This is a genomic window from Variovorax sp. PvP013, from assembly GCF_050435945.1.
Lineage (GTDB): Bacteria > Pseudomonadota > Gammaproteobacteria > Burkholderiales > Burkholderiaceae_C > Variovorax.
In genome coordinates, this window is record NZ_JBNDLF010000001.1 from 474,410 (window position 1) to 487,820 (window position 13,411).

Below are 13,411 nucleotides of genomic sequence, written 5' to 3' on the forward strand. Positions count from 1 at the left end.
CGACGCCGTCAGCGCTTCTCGACGTTCTTCTTCCTGGCGGACGTGGCGGCGGGCGTGACGGCGGCGGCGCGCTTCTCGCGCACGACCGGCTGGCGCGCGGCGGCCGCGGCCGGTGGCGATTTCCTGGCCGCCGGCGTGGGTGTCGACGCCATCTTCTTGAACGAGCCGCCCTTCTGCGCCGGGATCGCGACGGTGGGCGCGGGCGCGGCGGGCGCCGGGGCCGTGCGGACGGCGCTCACGGCGGTGCCCGCACCGACCCGGGACGTGCCCGCCGCGCGCACCGGCACGAATACCACCACTTGGTAGCCGCGCTGGAAGGCATGGGTCGGCTTGACGTCGTTCCATTCGGCGACGCTGGCCGCGCTCACGCGGAAGCGGCGCGCGATGCTCGCGACGCTCTCGTTGCGCCCGGCGTTGACGAGGGTGCGGCGGGTGACGATCTCGGGCTGGAAGCTCAAATGACCGGTGTCGGCGACCAGCGCGTCCACGTCCTCCAGGACGCGCGATCCGCGCGGCACGATCAATGTCGAGCCGGCCTTGATCAGCATGCGCGGGGGCACGTTGTTGATGGCGCGCAGGTCGACCTCGCTCATGCCCGAGCGCTGGGCGGCGTCGGTCACCGTCATGGTGGTGGGCACGGTCCAGGCGGTCCAGCTCGCGTACTGGCCCTGCGTGTAGGCGTCGAAGTTGCGTTGGAAGACCGCCGCGTTGTCCCATGGCAGCAGCAACTGCGGCGTGCCGGCGGCCAGCAGCACCGGCTTGTGCGCGGCGGGGTTGAGGGCGCGGAAGTCCTCGACGCGGACGTCGGCCAGCTTGGCCGCTAGCGCCACGTCGACGTCGCGCGTGAGCGTCACGGTCTGGAAGTAGGGATGGTTGGCGATCACCGGCAGGTCGACCCGGAAGCGCTGCGGGTCGGCCACGATGTTCTTCACCGCCTGCAGCTTGGGCACGTAGTTGCGCGTCTCGGCCGGCATGGCGAGGTCGGTGTAGCCGGTGGGCAGGCCCGCGCGCTGGTTCTTGGCGATGGCGCGGCCGACGCTGCCTTCGCCCCAGTTGTAGGCCGCCAGCGCCAGGTGCCAGTCGCCGAACATGGTGTAGAGGCGCTGGAGGTAGTCGAGCGCGGCGCGGGTCGAGGCCAGCACGTCGCGCCGGTCGTCGCGGAAGATGTTCTGCTTGAGGTCGTAGTCGGTGCCGGTCGCGGGCATGAACTGCCACATGCCGGCCGCGCGCGCGCTGGAGACGGCCTGCGGATTGAAGGCGCTCTCGATGAACGGCAGCAATGCCAGTTCGGTGGGCATGTCGCGACGCTCGAGCTCCTCGACGATGTGGAAGATGTAGCGATTGGAGCGCTCGGTCATGCGCTGGACGTAGTCGGGCCGGCTCGAATACCACTGCTCCTGGTCCTGCACCAGGTCGTTCTGCAGGTCGGGCATCTTGAAGCCGCGCCGGATGCGCTCCCACATGTCCGTCGGCGGCGCCAGGTTGGCGACGCTGCGCGTGGGGGTCGATCCGGCGGTGATCGGGGTGAGGGTGCCGTCGGGATAGACCGGCGCGGCGGTGCCGCTCTGGAGGGCCGTGCCGCCGGCCGAGGGAGAGCCGACGGAGGTGGGCGTGCTGGCGCAGCCCGCGAGGAAGAGGGCGCCGGCCAGGAGGGCCGCGGTGAGAAGTTTCATCGGAAATCGTTTTTCCATTGGCGCAGCGCGGCGAAGACGTCGACCTGCGCGCTGTCGGCGGCAAGTCCGTCATGCGCCTGCAGCGCTCGGAGGACGGTGGCTTCGCGGCTGCGAAGGAAGGGGTTGATCCGGCGTTCGAGGCCGAGTCGCGCGGGCAGCGTGGGCCGCCCTTGCGCGCGCAGTGCCTCGCACTGCGCGGTGTAGTGAGTCAGATCGGCATTGGCCGGTTCCACCGCGCGGGCGAAACGCAGGTTAGCAAGTGTGTATTCGTGGCCGCAGCACACGCGGGTGGCGTCGGGCAGCGCGGCGAGCGCGTCGAGCGAGGCCAGCATCTGCGCCGGCGTGCCTTCGAACAGGCGGCCGCAGCCGCCGGAGAACAGGGTGTCGCCGCAGAACACGAGCGGCGCCTCGGCATCGGCGCCTTCGCCCGCGGGGAGGAAGAACGCGATGTGACCGGCCGTGTGGCCCGGGATGTCGAGCACCTCGAAGCGCAGGCCGAGCGCCGCCACCTCGGCAGGGTCGCCCTGGGCGAGCGGCACGTACGGCGCCGGGATGCGTTCGCTCGCCGGTCCGAAGACGGTGGCATCCGTGGCGTCGCGCAGGGCGGCCACGCCGCCGGTGTGATCGGCGTGATGGTGCGTGACTAGAATCGCCGCCAGCTGCAGGGAGTCGCGCGCCAGCGCATCGAACACCGGCCCGGATTCCCCGGGGTCCACCACGATCGCGTGGGTCCCGTCGTGCAGCATCCAGATGTAGTTGTCGGCGAGGGCGGGCAGCGGAACGAGGGTCATGAGCGGTCAAATTATAGGTTTGGAGGATTGGTTCGAGACCCCGCCCGGACGCCACCTGCTGGCTTGGGAACAGGCCCAGTTCGACCAAGCCGTGGCCGACGTCTTCGGCTATCACGCCTTGCAGCTCGGCTGCGCCGGCGTCGACGGCCTGCGCGCCAACCGGATGCCGCACCGCTGGATCGCCGACGCACGGAGCGACGTCTGCAAGGGCCGTGCCGCGGCGCTCCTGACCGAGTTCGACGCCCTGCCGTTCCAGGCGGCGAGCCTCGACCTGGTGCTGCTGCCGCACACGCTGGAACTCAGCCACGATCCGCACGCCGCCCTGCGCGAGGTCGAGCGCGTGCTGGTGCCCGAGGGCCGCGTGATGCTGTGCGGCTTCAACCCGGCCAGCCTCTGGGCCATGCGCCAGCGTCGCGCGCACCTGTGCCGGCGGCTGGGCTTCGGCGAGCCGTTCCTGCCGGAGAGCGGCGAGTCCATCGGCTACTGGCGCATGCGCGACTGGCTGCGGCTGCTGGGCTTCGAGGTCGAGTCGGTGCGCTTCGGCGTCTACCGCCCGGCGTTCCGCACCGAGGCCTGGCTGGAGCGCTTCCGCTGGCTCGACGCCGCCGGCGAGCGCTGGTGGCCGATCTTCGGCGCGGTCTATTTCATGGTGGGGGTCAAGCGGGTGCGCGGGCTGCGGCTGCTCGGAACCCAACGTCGGCGTGGCGTGCAGCGTGCCGGCGCGCCGGTGCCGGTCGCCGGCCGCGTCCACCGGGAACCGCCCGAGTCTTCCTGAGGTTCGACGCCTGAATTCCCGGGCGCATGCGGACGGTGCCGCATCCGTCGCCTCCCATCCATCACGACATCACGACACGAGGGCATTTCCATTGACCGAAGTACAGATCTACACCGACGGCGCCTGCAAGGGCAATCCCGGCCCGGGCGGCTGGGGCGCCTGGCTCAAGTCGGGCGCGACCGAGAAGGAGATCTTCGGCGGCGAGCTCGTCACCACCAACAACCGGATGGAACTCGAGGCCGTCATCGAGGGCCTGTCCGCGCTCAAGCGGCCGTGCAAGGTCGTCATCTACCTCGACAGCCAGTACGTGCGCCAGGGCATCACCGAATGGATCCACGGCTGGAAGGCCAAGGGCTGGCGCACCTCGACCAAGCAGCCGGTGAAGAACGCCGAACTCTGGCAGCGGCTGGACAAGCTGGTGCACGAGAGCGGCCACCAGATCGAATGGCGCTGGGTCAAGGGCCATTCCGGCGATCCGGGCAACGAGCGCGCCGACATGCTGGCGAACAAGGGCGTGTTGCGCGCCCAGGGACGGCTCTGAGCCGATCGCGTCGGGGTCAGGCCTCGGCGCGCCGGGCCGCCAGCTGCGCGAGGATCTCCGGCAGGCGTTCCTTCGCGCTGGCCTGCTCCTCCGCGTACAGGCTGCGGCCGTGCGCGTCGATGCCGACGGTGGCCGGCCCCAGGCCCTCGACGCGCAACCGCACCAGCCGGTAGTGCGTGAGCATGTCGCTCCAGCCGATCTGCAGCACCTCCTTGACGGCCGCCGACAGCAGCGTGCAGCCGCCGCCCAGGAACGACAGGTAGACGCAGCCGGCCGCGCGCATCGCCGGCAGGCTGGCGGCGTCGAGTCCGCCCTTGCCGCCGACGGCGTGCCAGCCGAAGCCTTCGATCAACCGTGGCATGACCGGGTTGAAGCGCGTGCTGGTGGTCGGGTTGACGTAGAGCACCTCGAAGCGGCCGTCCGTCTCGCGGCTGAAGCTGCCGAGGTGGAAGATGGAGGCGCCCCGCAGTTCCATCGGTGGCGTCTCGTGGCCGTCGAGGCAGCGCAGCATGCGCTCGTGGGTCGGGATGCCGGCGGTGACGATGATCTCGCCGTCCATCACGACGAGGTCGCCGGCGCGCAGTCCGCGCGCGTCGGCCTCGCTCAGGGGGAAGGTCAGGCGGTGGGTGCGGATGGTCATGGCGGTGCGGTGGCGATGTCGTTCACTCCACGGTCTCGACCCGGCCGTCGTTGTACAGGCGGGCGCGGGTGCGGCGGTTGATCCAGCAGTTGAAGGCCACCGCCACCGGCGTGAAGCCGTGGCCGGCGCAGTAGTCGACGTGCACGGCCATCGCGGTGCTGTCGCCGCCCGTGCCCATCGGGCCGAAGCCGGTGGCGTTCACGGCCTCCACCAGGCGCCGCTCCATGGCGGCGACCAGCGGCTCGGGGTGCGACTGGCCGATCGGGCGCAACGTCGCCTCCTTGGCCATCTTGGCCGCGTAGTCGAAGGTGCCGCCCACGCCGACGCCGATCACCACCGGCGGGCAGGGCTGCGAGCCGGCCTTGACGACCGTCTCCAGCACGAAGCGCTCGATGGTGGCCAGGTCCGGGAAGCTGAAGATCTCCAGCGCCGCCCAGCGCCCGGAGCCCAGCGCCTTGGGCGAGCAGGTGATGTCGACGAAATCGCAGTCGTCGACCAGGTCGAAGGTGACGATGGGCATGCCCTTGCCCCGGTGGCCGCGCTCCAGCGTCAGCGGGTGGGTCACGTGCGGCAGCAGGGGCGGCTGGATGGTTTCCACGAGCCGTTCGAAGCCCTCGGTGATCGCGGCGCGCACGTTGCCGGCGAAACGGGCCTGGGTGCCGATGCGCACGAAGTACACCGGCACGCCGGCGTCGGAGCAGACGAAGTGCTGCTCGCGCGCCGCCGCCTCGGCGCTCTGCAGCATGATCCTCAGCGTGTGGCGCGCCGTCTCGTTGCCGTCGTGCGCCAGGGCACGCCGCAGGGCCGCGTCCGTGTCCTCGGGAATGCCGCGCAGCGAGCGGTCGTAGAGCCGGGCGCTGACGTCGCGCAGGGTGTCGTAGGCGATGGCCATGGTGATTTGTCTTCCTGACGGCCATTGTGGACAGCGTCGCCCGCCGGGACAGGGCGTGGAAGTACTAGCAGCTATGAGCGAATCCGACCGGTGTCGCGAGGTCGGACGGACGATCCCGACGCCGCGCCGTGGCGGCGCGCTACATCGCGCCGTCGAAGGGCATCACGTCGACCAGTTCGCCCGCCGCCACGGCCTCGACCCCCGGGCCGAGCACGACCAGCGCGTTGGCCGACGCCATCGCGCTGAGCACGCCCGAGCCCTGGTGGTCGGCCAGGCGCACCTCGGGCCAGTCGCCCGGCACCGCCGTCACGAAACCGCGCGGGAACTCGGTACGGCCGACGCGCTTGCGCAGGGGCGCCGCGAGGCGCGCGCGCATCAGCGGGGGCGCGCGGCGGGCGGCTTCGTTGCAGCCCATGAGCTTCTGCAGCGCCGGCCGCACGAGGACCAGGAAGGCGACCATCGCCGCCACCGGATTGCCCGGCAGCCCGAAGAGCAGGGCGTGCCGGCCGGACCCGGCGGTGCAGGAGGCGTCGGCGATCAGCCCGACCGCCATCGGCCGTCCCGGGCGGATCGCCAGGCTCCAGAAGGCGACGTCGCCGAGCTCGTGCATCACGCGCCGGGTGTGGTCGGCGTCGCCCGCGCTGACGCCGCCGGTGGTGAGGATGGCATCGGCCTCTCGCGCGCCGCGGCGCAATGCCGCTTCGAGCGCCGCGGGGTCGTCCGGCACCGGCCCCAGGTCGACCACCTCGCAGCCCAGGCGCGTCAGCAGGCCGCCGATGGCGGCGCGGTTGCTGTCGTAGACGGCGCCGGCGCGGGGTGCGTCGCCCGGTCCCAGCAACTCGTCGCCGGTGGAGAAATACGCCACCCGCAGGCGGTCCAGAACCGGCAGCGTGGCCCGGCCGATGCTCGCCGCGAGTCCGAGCGCGGCCGGCGTCAGCCGGTCGCCGGACCGCAGCACGGGCCGGCCGGCGCGCAGGTCCTCGCCGGCGCGGCGGCGGTTGGCGCCGCGCGCCAGGAGCGCGCGCGGAAAGCTCACGACGCCGTCGGCGACGCGGCAGAGTTCCTGCGGCACGACGGTGTCGAGGCCCGTCGGCATCATCGCGCCGGTCATGATCCGCACCGCCTCGCCGGCGCCCGCGCGACCGTCGCGCACGCTGCCGGCCAGCGCGGTGCCCTCCGCGACGCGCAACCGCACGGTGTCGCCGTCGATCGAATTGACATCGGCCAGGACGTCGCCGTCGAAGGCGTAGCCGTCCATGGCCGAGTTGTCGTGCGGAGGTACGTCGACGTTCGAGACGACGTCGCAGGCCAGCACGCGGTCGAGTGCGTCTCGCAGCGGCAGCTCGCGCGCCGCCAGCGCGGCCGGTGCGGCGACGAGCCGATCGAGGAAGGCGAGCGCGACGTCGACGTGCACGCCGGTCGGGTCATGGCCGGGCAGGGCGGCGGCGATGTCGGCGAGGCGGCTCATGGACGAGGCGTGTCGGTCACCGGCTCGCCGACCAGGATGGAAGACCGGCCGCGCAGAGCATCGAGTTCGTCGTGCGTGTTGGCGTTGCGGAAGGCGTCCGGGTCGTCGCCGGGCCGGTCGAAAGGCACGAGCACGGTGCGGTGGCCGGCGGTCCAGGCGTCGATCTTGCGACCGCCTCCGGCGACGAACGCCCGCAGGCTGCCCATCAGGTCGGCGCGCATCAGGCAGCAGACGGGCTGCGGGCGCAGCGAGACCGTGCCGTGGCGATCGGCCTGCGGGGCACCGGCCACGGCCAGTTCCGCGTCCGCCGTGCCGAGCGCCCGCGCGAGCCGGTCGGCGAGGTCGAGCGGGAACAGTGGCGTGTCGCAGGGCACGGTGAGCAGGAAAGGCGTCCCGCACCGGCCGAGCCCGGCCAGGAAGCCGGCCAGCGGTCCGGGATGGTCGGGCAGGTCGTCGGACCAGACCGGCGCGCCGAACGCTTCGTAGGTCGATCGATGGCGGTTGGCGTTGAGGGCGACGCGGCCGACCTGGACCTGCAGCCGGCGCAGCGCATGCAGGGCCAGCGGCACACCGTCGAGATCCTGCAGCCCCTTGTCGACGCCGCCCATGCGCGTGCCCCGGCCGCCGGCGAGCACGAGGCCCGTGATGTCCTGCGACCCGATCGGATTCATCCGCCGATGTAGCTCATCTCGACGCGCCGCGGCGCCGCGGCGCCGTCGGCCGGCTCGCTCGGGCGCGAGGCGCGCAGTTCGGAGTAGCGGTCGGCGCGGCCCTGCCAGATGCCGGCGATCTCGTCGAGGATGCGTTCGTCGCTCGCCGCCGAGGCGAGCCGACCGTCGATGCCGACGTGCTCACGCACCAGCGGGCGCAGATCGTGGCCGCGACCGGCGAACAAGCACAGATAGAGCTGGCCCTCGGTCGACAGCCGGGCACGGCTGCAGTCGCCGCAGAAGGCCCGTGTCACGCTGCTGATGACGCCGATCTCGCCCAGCGCCGGATCGGCGTCGCCGGCGGCGTCGGCGTAACCCCAGCGCTGCGCCGTCTCGCCGGGAGCGCTGGCCTCCAGCGGCACGAGCGGGAATTCCTCCGCGATGCGGCGCACCACCTCGGCCGAGGGCACGACCTCGTGCATGCGCCAGCCGTTGGTGGCACCGACGTCCATGTACTCGATGAAGCGCAGAGTGGCGCCCGAGCCGCGGAAGCGGCGCGCCATCGGCACGATCTCCTGCGCGTTGGTGCCGCCCTTGACCACCATGTTGATCTTGACCGGGCCCAGGCCGGCGTCGAGCGCGGCGTCGATGCCGGCGACCACGTCGGCCACCGGGAAATCGACGTCGTTCATGCGGCGGAACACGGCGTCGTCGAGGGCGTCGAGGCTGACCGTCACGCGGTTGAGGCCGGCCGCCTTGAGCGCCTTCGCCTTGCGCGCGAGCAGGGAACCGTTGGTGGTGAGCGTCAGGTCGAGCGGCGCGCCGTCGGGCGTGCGCAGGGCGGCGAGCTGCTCGACCAGTACCTCGAGGTTCTTGCGCAACAGTGGTTCGCCGCCGGTCAGGCGGATCTTGCGCACGCCCTGCGACGCGAACAGGCGCGCGAGCCGGGTGATCTCCTCGAAGCTCAGCAGCGCCGAATGCGGCACGTAGCGATGGTTCTTGTCGAACACCTCCTTGGGCATGCAGTAGCTGCAGCGGAAGTTGCAGCGGTCCGTCACGCTGATGCGCAGGTCGGTCAGGGGGCGACCCAGACGGTCGAGCAGGACGCCCGTGGACGGGCGTGTCTGCAGGGTCGGCGACGGCACCGAAGCGGGCGCACGGCGAATGTCGGCGATGGGGACGAAGGTTTCGATCATGGGCAGCGAAGCAATTTAACCCAAGGGTCGTCGCTCGACGCTTCGCGTGGTTACTGCCCGGCCGTAGGCGCCGACGACGCCTTGCATGGCCTTGGCGGCGTGTCCGACAGAGTCGTTAAGAATAACTATCATCCCATGTCGAGTTCCGCCATCAACTTCAACGAAGGATTCTCATGACCTACGCATTGCCCAAGCTTCCCTACGCCTACGACGCGCTCGAGCCGCACATCGACGCGCAGACGATGGAGATCCACTACACGAAGCACCACCAGACCTACGTCAACAACCTCAATGCCGCGCTCGACGGCACCGAGCATGCCGACGTGCCGGTGGAGCAACTGATCGCGGGCGTCGAGCAACTGCCCGAGAAGCTGCGTGCGCCGGTGCGCAACAACGGTGGCGGCCACGCCAACCACAGCCTGTTCTGGACCGTGATGTCGCCCCAGGGCGGTGGTGCGCCGACGGGCGAGCTGGCCCAGGCGATCGATGCGGACCTCGGCGGCCTCGACGCCTTCAAGGAAGCCTTCACCAAGGCGGCGCTCACGCGTTTCGGCAGCGGCTGGGCTTGGCTGACGGTGTCCAAGGACGGCAAGCTGGCCGTCGAGAGCAGCGGCAATCAGGACAGTCCGCTCATGACCGGCATCGGTTCGGGCAACACGCCGATCCTCGGCCTGGACGTGTGGGAGCACGCCTACTACCTGAAGTATCAGAATCGTCGTCCCGAGTACATCGCCGCGTTCTATAACGTGATCGACTGGAACGAAGTGGCCCGACGTTTCGCCGCGGCTCGCGGCTGACCGGACCGCCTCGACGGGCAGGCCGGCCGCAGCGGACATCCTGTTTCGCTTCGTCCATCCCTGCAACTCCCGCGACGCTGAAGGTGAATCGAGACATGGAAGATCGGACTTCGGCGCAGACGGTACGCGTTCCGCGCTCCTTGCGCGAACGCGTCGGACTCGGATTCCTGCTGGCAGGCGGCGTCTGGGTCCTGACGCAGACCTGGCTGCTCGCCAGTGGCGATCCGGTCATCATGCAGGCCCTGGTCGGCGGTTCGGTCGCCGCCATGGCGACCGCATTGGGCACCTTGCCGGTGCTGTTTTCCCAGCGTCTGTCGGACCGTGTGCAGGACACGTTGTTCGGCTTCGGTGCCGGCGTGATGCTGGCCGCCTGCGCTTTCTCGTTGGTGATTCCGGGGCTGGAGGCCGCCAAGTCGATCGGCGTCTTCGGGGGTGGCCGCTGGGCGGCGGGCAGCGTCATTGGCATCGCCATCCTGCTGGGCGCGGCGGCCCTCCTGGCCATGGACCGCCTGCTGCCGCACGAACATTTCATCAAGGGCCGCGAAGGCCACTCGGCGCAGAAGCTGCGCCGGACTTGGCTCTTCGTCATCGCCATCGCCCTGCACAACCTGCCCGAAGGACTCGCCATCGGCGTCGGTTATGCCGGCAACGAGGGTGTGCGTGCCAACGCGCTGGCCACCGGCATCGCCATCCAGGACGTGCCCGAGGGGTTGGTGGTGGCCGTGGCGCTGCTGTCGGCCGGCTACCGGCGCACGTTCGCCGTCGCGCTGGGCATGGCCTCGGGCTTGGTCGAACCGATCGGCGCGGTGTTCGGCGCCGCCATCGTCGGCTACTCGGCAGCGTTGCTGCCGTGGGGTCTGGGCTTCGCGGCGGGTGCGATGCTGTTCGTCATCAGCCACGAGATCATTCCCGAATCGCACCGCAAGGGTCACGAGGCCTTCGCCACGGCCGGTCTGATGGTCGGCTTCGTGCTGATGATGCTGCTGGACACGGCCCTGGGCTGACTACGGCCCGTCCGGGCGGTACCGTCCCGGCTCAACCGTGGCGGATGGCCACGGTCTTGAGCGTCGTGAAGCCGTAGAGCGCTTCGAAACCCTTCTCCCGGCCGTAACCCGACGACTTGACGCCGCCGAAGGGCAGTTCCACGCCGCCACCGGCTCCGTAGTTGTTGATGAAGACCTGACCGGCGCGCAGGCGCTTGGCCATGCGGAACTGGCGTGCGCCGTCCTGCGTCCAGACGCCCGACACCAGGCCGAACTGCGTCGCGTTGGCCAGCGCGATGGCCTCGTCCTCGTCGCGGAACGACATCGCCGCGAGCACCGGGCCGAAGACCTCCTCCTGCGCGAGCCGGTGGTCGACCGGCACGTCGCGCAGCAGGGTCGGCGCCTGGTAGAAACCGGTCTCCGGCGCCTCGTCGACCACCACGCCCTGCGCCACCATCGGAATGCCGGCGACCTGCGCGTCCGACAGGAAATCCCAGACGCGCTGCTGCTGCGACTGGCGGATCAGCGGGCCGACGTCCAGGTCCATCGCCGCCGGGCCGACGCGCAGCGCCTCGAAGGCGCGGCCCAGGCGCTCCAGCAGCAGTTCGTAGATGTCCTGCTGGATCAGCACGCGCGAGCCGGCCGAGCAGGTCTGGCCGGCGTTCTGCACGATGGCGTTGATGATCATCGGCACGGCCGCGCCGAGGTCGGCGTCGGCGAAGACGAGCTGCGGGCTCTTGCCGCCCAGTTCCAGCGTGACCGGGCAGTAGCGTTCGGCCGCGACCTGCTGGATCAGCGTGCCGACCGTCGGGCTGCCGGTGAAGCTGATGTGGTCGATGCCCTCGTGGCGCGCCAGGGCGTCGCCGACCTCGTGGCCGTAGCCCGTGACGATGTTGAGCGCCCCGGCCGGAAAGCCCGCCTCGGCCGCCAGTTCGGCCACGCGCAGCAGCGACAGGCAGGCGTCCTCGGCCGGCTTGACCACGCAGACGTTGCCCGCGGCCAGCGCGCCGCCCACGCTGCGGCCGAAGATCTGCATCGGGTAGTTCCACGGGATGACGTGGCCGGTCACGCCGTGGGGCTCGCGCCAGGTGAAGACGCTGTAGCCGTCCTGGTAGGGGATGGTCTCGCCGTGGAACTTGTCGCAGGCGCCGGCGTAGAACTCGAAGTAGCGCACCAGCGCCAGCGCGTCGGCGCGTGCCTGCTTCACCGGCTTGCCGCAGTCGCGCTGCTCCAGGGCGGCGAGTTCGTCGACGTGCTCGGCGATCTTCTGCGAGAGGCGATGGAGCAGGCGACCGCGCTCGGCGGCGCTGACCTTGTGCCAGACGCCCTCGAAACAATCCCGCGCGGCGCGCACGGCGGCGTCGATGTCCTCGGCGTTGCCGCGCTGGATCTCGTCGAAGGGCTGGCCGTCCGACGGGTCGATGACGGGGATCGTGCGTCCGGAGGAGGAGGGCACGGCGGCGTTGGCGATGTGGTTGAGCTGCATGGCGATCGGGAGGGGGAACTGGGGTGGACGGTGCATCGGTGCGGGCGTGGCGCACGGGCGTGCATGGTAAGGCGACCCGGTACCGCCGCGCCACTTGCAAAGTCTCCGAAGCGCCCCAACTGGCCTGCATGAACGCAACACGCTCTTCCACTTCCAAGGCACCCCATGCCGGTCTGGACGTCGCCGAAAGGCTGGCGCACCTGCTCGAACGGCTCGACCGGAGTGCCGTCCCCGTCGGTGCCGACCAGTACCGCTCGGTCGTGATGCATCTGGTGCACGAGTTCGCCGATGTCGAGTCGGGCCCGGCCCTCGGCCGCCTGCTCGACCACTATCCGGCCGCGGCCGAACTCTACGAGAACGTCAACTACGCGCATGCCGGCCTGTGCCGTACCGCGCTGGACGTGTCGCTCGCCGCCGAGATGCGGGCGCGCGAAGCCATCGCGCGCGCCATGCGTCGCACCGAAGCCGACCAAGGGGGCGCTTCCGATGTCCAAGGCTGACGTGAAGACGGCCGTGGTGGCCGACGGCCTGCGCTACAAGTCCAAGCCCTCCGGCTCGCCGTTCCGGGCTTCGGCCTCGTTCAGCGGCGCGACCATGTCGTGCTTCATGTGCGGCAAGCATCGGCTGCGCTCGCAGATGCGCACGCGCCAGGTGCTGGGCAAGTCGCAGAGCGTCTGCGCGCCGTCTTGCAAGGCGCTGCAGGAAGCCCTCGACGCGGGAGAGAACGGCGTCGCTCCCGCCGCACCGTCCACGGGCGATTGATCGAACCGCTTCGAGGGAAGGCCCGCCATCCGTGCGGGCGTCGTCGTTGGGCCCGTGGCACAGGGAAATCGCTGGCCCGACGGTGACCGGTCGCAGGTCAGACTCGCCGGGGCAACGGCGCACTCGGGTCAGGAAAGTAAACTGCGGATCGGTCCGAGCCGTCGCATGCGCATGCTCGCGGCTTTTCTTCCCCCATTTCCACTCCACCGACAACGAACATGTCCCTCGACAAAGTCTCCCCCGGCAAGAACATCCCCGACGCCTTCAACGTGGTCATCGAGATCCCGATGAACTCGGACCCGATCAAGTACGAGGTGGACAAGGAGTCCGGCGCCCTGTTCGTCGACCGCTTCATGACCACCGCCATGTACTACCCGGCCAACTACGGCTTCGTGCCGCAGACGCTGTCGGGCGACGGCGACCCGGTCGACGTGCTGGTCATCGCGCCGTACCCGCTGCTGCCGGGCGTGGTGGTGCCGTGCCGTCCGCTGGGCATCCTGATGATGGAGGACGAGGCCGGCGTCGACGGCAAGGTGCTGGCCGTGCCCACCACCAAGGTGCTGCCGATCTACAGCCACTGGAACTCGATCGACGACGTCAACCCGATGCGCCTGAAGGCCATCAGCCACTTCTTCGAGCACTACAAGGATCTGGAAGCGGGCAAGTGGGTCAAGGTGCTGGGCTGGGAAGGCCTGGAAGCCGCGAAGAAGGAAATCCTCGACGGCATCGCCAACTACAACAAGTGAGTCCGGCGGCG

The 13,411-nt window shown here is 70.4% G+C and carries 15 protein-coding genes; 7 read left to right on the plus strand and 8 right to left on the minus strand.

What is annotated here, in order from left to right:
* Window positions 1-8 precede the first annotated feature (8 nt).
* Both ABID77_RS02315 and gloB read right to left on the minus strand, forming a co-directional pair.
* Complete coding sequence (locus tag ABID77_RS02315; RefSeq protein ID WP_429590267.1) at window positions 9-1,673, minus strand: transglycosylase SLT domain-containing protein; 1,665 nt, start codon at window positions 1,671-1,673, stop codon at window positions 9-11.
* Entirely contained in the window at window positions 1,670-2,464 is a 795-nt protein-coding gene (gene gloB / locus ABID77_RS02320) for a hydroxyacylglutathione hydrolase (RefSeq protein WP_429590270.1), read from the minus strand. The genes ABID77_RS02315 and gloB overlap by 4 nt, the downstream gene beginning before the upstream one ends.
* Between gloB and ABID77_RS02325 the strand changes: the two genes are divergently transcribed.
* Both ABID77_RS02325 and rnhA read left to right on the plus strand, forming a co-directional pair.
* Complete coding sequence (locus ABID77_RS02325; protein ID WP_429590273.1) at window positions 2,463-3,239, plus strand: class I SAM-dependent methyltransferase; 777 nt, start codon at window positions 2,463-2,465, stop codon at window positions 3,237-3,239. The genes gloB and ABID77_RS02325 overlap by 2 nt on opposite strands.
* Before the next feature lie 91 nt (window positions 3,240-3,330).
* Window positions 3,331-3,780: a ribonuclease HI gene (rnhA, locus tag ABID77_RS02330; protein ID WP_429590276.1), complete on the plus strand. Its 450-nt coding sequence runs from the start codon at window positions 3,331-3,333 to the stop codon at window positions 3,778-3,780.
* Window positions 3,781-3,796: 16 nt separating this feature from the next.
* Here the strand turns inward: rnhA and ABID77_RS02335 are convergent, their stop codons facing one another.
* The 5 genes from ABID77_RS02335 to moaA form a co-directional block, all read right to left on the minus strand.
* The gene (locus ABID77_RS02335; RefSeq protein WP_429590279.1) at window positions 3,797-4,420 is read right to left on the minus strand and encodes a fumarate hydratase C-terminal domain-containing protein; all 624 of its coding nucleotides are present in this window, start codon (window positions 4,418-4,420) and stop codon (window positions 3,797-3,799) included.
* A gap of 22 nt (window positions 4,421-4,442) precedes the next feature.
* Window positions 4,443-5,312 (minus strand): fumarate hydratase, encoded by an 870-nt coding sequence (locus ABID77_RS02340; RefSeq protein WP_429590282.1) that lies wholly within the window; start codon window positions 5,310-5,312, stop codon window positions 4,443-4,445.
* A gap of 139 nt (window positions 5,313-5,451) precedes the next feature.
* A complete protein-coding gene (moeA, locus tag ABID77_RS02345) occupies window positions 5,452-6,780 on the minus strand; it encodes a molybdopterin molybdotransferase MoeA (RefSeq protein ID WP_429590285.1) in 1,329 nt (442 codons plus the stop codon).
* Window positions 6,777-7,451 carry a molybdenum cofactor guanylyltransferase MobA gene (mobA, locus tag ABID77_RS02350; RefSeq protein ID WP_429590288.1) on the minus strand — a complete coding sequence of 225 codons (675 nt, stop codon included), beginning with the start codon at window positions 7,449-7,451 and terminating at the stop codon, window positions 6,777-6,779. Before mobA ends, moeA begins: the two co-directional genes overlap by 4 nt.
* Complete coding sequence (moaA, locus tag ABID77_RS02355; RefSeq protein ID WP_429590291.1) at window positions 7,448-8,626, minus strand: GTP 3',8-cyclase MoaA; 1,179 nt, start codon at window positions 8,624-8,626, stop codon at window positions 7,448-7,450. Before moaA ends, mobA begins: the two co-directional genes overlap by 4 nt.
* Before the next feature lie 173 nt (window positions 8,627-8,799).
* Between moaA and ABID77_RS02360 the strand changes: the two genes are divergently transcribed.
* Together ABID77_RS02360 and ABID77_RS02365 are read left to right on the plus strand one after the other, a co-directional pair.
* The gene (locus ABID77_RS02360) at window positions 8,800-9,423 is read left to right on the plus strand and encodes a superoxide dismutase (protein ID WP_429590294.1); all 624 of its coding nucleotides are present in this window, start codon (window positions 8,800-8,802) and stop codon (window positions 9,421-9,423) included.
* Between the two features lie 140 nt (window positions 9,424-9,563).
* Window positions 9,564-10,427 carry a ZIP family metal transporter gene (locus ABID77_RS02365; protein ID WP_429590297.1) on the plus strand — a complete coding sequence of 288 codons (864 nt, stop codon included), beginning with the start codon at window positions 9,564-9,566 and terminating at the stop codon, window positions 10,425-10,427.
* Window positions 10,428-10,458: 31 nt separating this feature from the next.
* On the opposite strand, the gene ABID77_RS02370 is transcribed toward ABID77_RS02365, so the two are convergent.
* Window positions 10,459-11,892: an aldehyde dehydrogenase family protein gene (locus ABID77_RS02370; RefSeq protein ID WP_429593241.1), complete on the minus strand. Its 1,434-nt coding sequence runs from the start codon at window positions 11,890-11,892 to the stop codon at window positions 10,459-10,461.
* Between the two features lie 128 nt (window positions 11,893-12,020).
* On the opposite strand from ABID77_RS02370, the gene ABID77_RS02375 reads away from it, so the two are divergent.
* From ABID77_RS02375 to ppa, 3 genes are all read left to right on the plus strand, one after another.
* Complete coding sequence (locus ABID77_RS02375) at window positions 12,021-12,392, plus strand: hypothetical protein (RefSeq protein ID WP_429590300.1); 372 nt, start codon at window positions 12,021-12,023, stop codon at window positions 12,390-12,392.
* A complete protein-coding gene (locus ABID77_RS02380; protein WP_429590303.1) occupies window positions 12,379-12,654 on the plus strand; it encodes a hypothetical protein in 276 nt (91 codons plus the stop codon). Before ABID77_RS02375 ends, ABID77_RS02380 begins: the two co-directional genes overlap by 14 nt.
* 218 nt (window positions 12,655-12,872) lie before the next feature.
* The gene (gene ppa, locus ABID77_RS02385; RefSeq protein WP_429590306.1) at window positions 12,873-13,400 is read left to right on the plus strand and encodes an inorganic diphosphatase; all 528 of its coding nucleotides are present in this window, start codon (window positions 12,873-12,875) and stop codon (window positions 13,398-13,400) included.
* Window positions 13,401-13,411: the final 11 nt, after the last annotated feature.

Excerpts from the sequence above, each read along its gene's own strand:
- ABID77_RS02375 (WP_429590300.1), top strand. The coding sequence starts at position 12,021 with ATGAACGCAACACGCTCTTCCACTTCCAAGGCACCCCATGCCGGTCTG.
- ppa (WP_429590306.1), top strand. The coding sequence starts at position 12,873 with ATGTCCCTCGACAAAGTCTCCCCCGGCAAGAACATCCCCGACGCCTTC.
- ABID77_RS02370 (WP_429593241.1), bottom strand. The coding sequence starts at position 11,892 with ATGCAGCTCAACCACATCGCCAACGCCGCCGTGCCCTCCTCCTCCGGA.
- ABID77_RS02335 (WP_429590279.1), bottom strand. The coding sequence starts at position 4,420 with ATGACCATCCGCACCCACCGCCTGACCTTCCCCCTGAGCGAGGCCGAC.
- ABID77_RS02315 (WP_429590267.1), bottom strand. The coding sequence starts at position 1,673 with ATGAAACTTCTCACCGCGGCCCTCCTGGCCGGCGCCCTCTTCCTCGCG.
- moaA (WP_429590291.1), bottom strand. The coding sequence starts at position 8,626 with ATGATCGAAACCTTCGTCCCCATCGCCGACATTCGCCGTGCGCCCGCT.
- ABID77_RS02380 (WP_429590303.1), top strand. The coding sequence starts at position 12,379 with ATGTCCAAGGCTGACGTGAAGACGGCCGTGGTGGCCGACGGCCTGCGC.
- ABID77_RS02340 (WP_429590282.1), bottom strand. The coding sequence starts at position 5,312 with ATGGCCATCGCCTACGACACCCTGCGCGACGTCAGCGCCCGGCTCTAC.
- ABID77_RS02325 (WP_429590273.1), top strand. The coding sequence starts at position 2,463 with ATGAGCGGTCAAATTATAGGTTTGGAGGATTGGTTCGAGACCCCGCCC.
- mobA (WP_429590288.1), bottom strand. The coding sequence starts at position 7,451 with ATGAATCCGATCGGGTCGCAGGACATCACGGGCCTCGTGCTCGCCGGC.
- gloB (WP_429590270.1), bottom strand. The coding sequence starts at position 2,464 with ATGACCCTCGTTCCGCTGCCCGCCCTCGCCGACAACTACATCTGGATG.
- ABID77_RS02360 (WP_429590294.1), top strand. The coding sequence starts at position 8,800 with ATGACCTACGCATTGCCCAAGCTTCCCTACGCCTACGACGCGCTCGAG.
- moeA (WP_429590285.1), bottom strand. The coding sequence starts at position 6,780 with ATGAGCCGCCTCGCCGACATCGCCGCCGCCCTGCCCGGCCATGACCCG.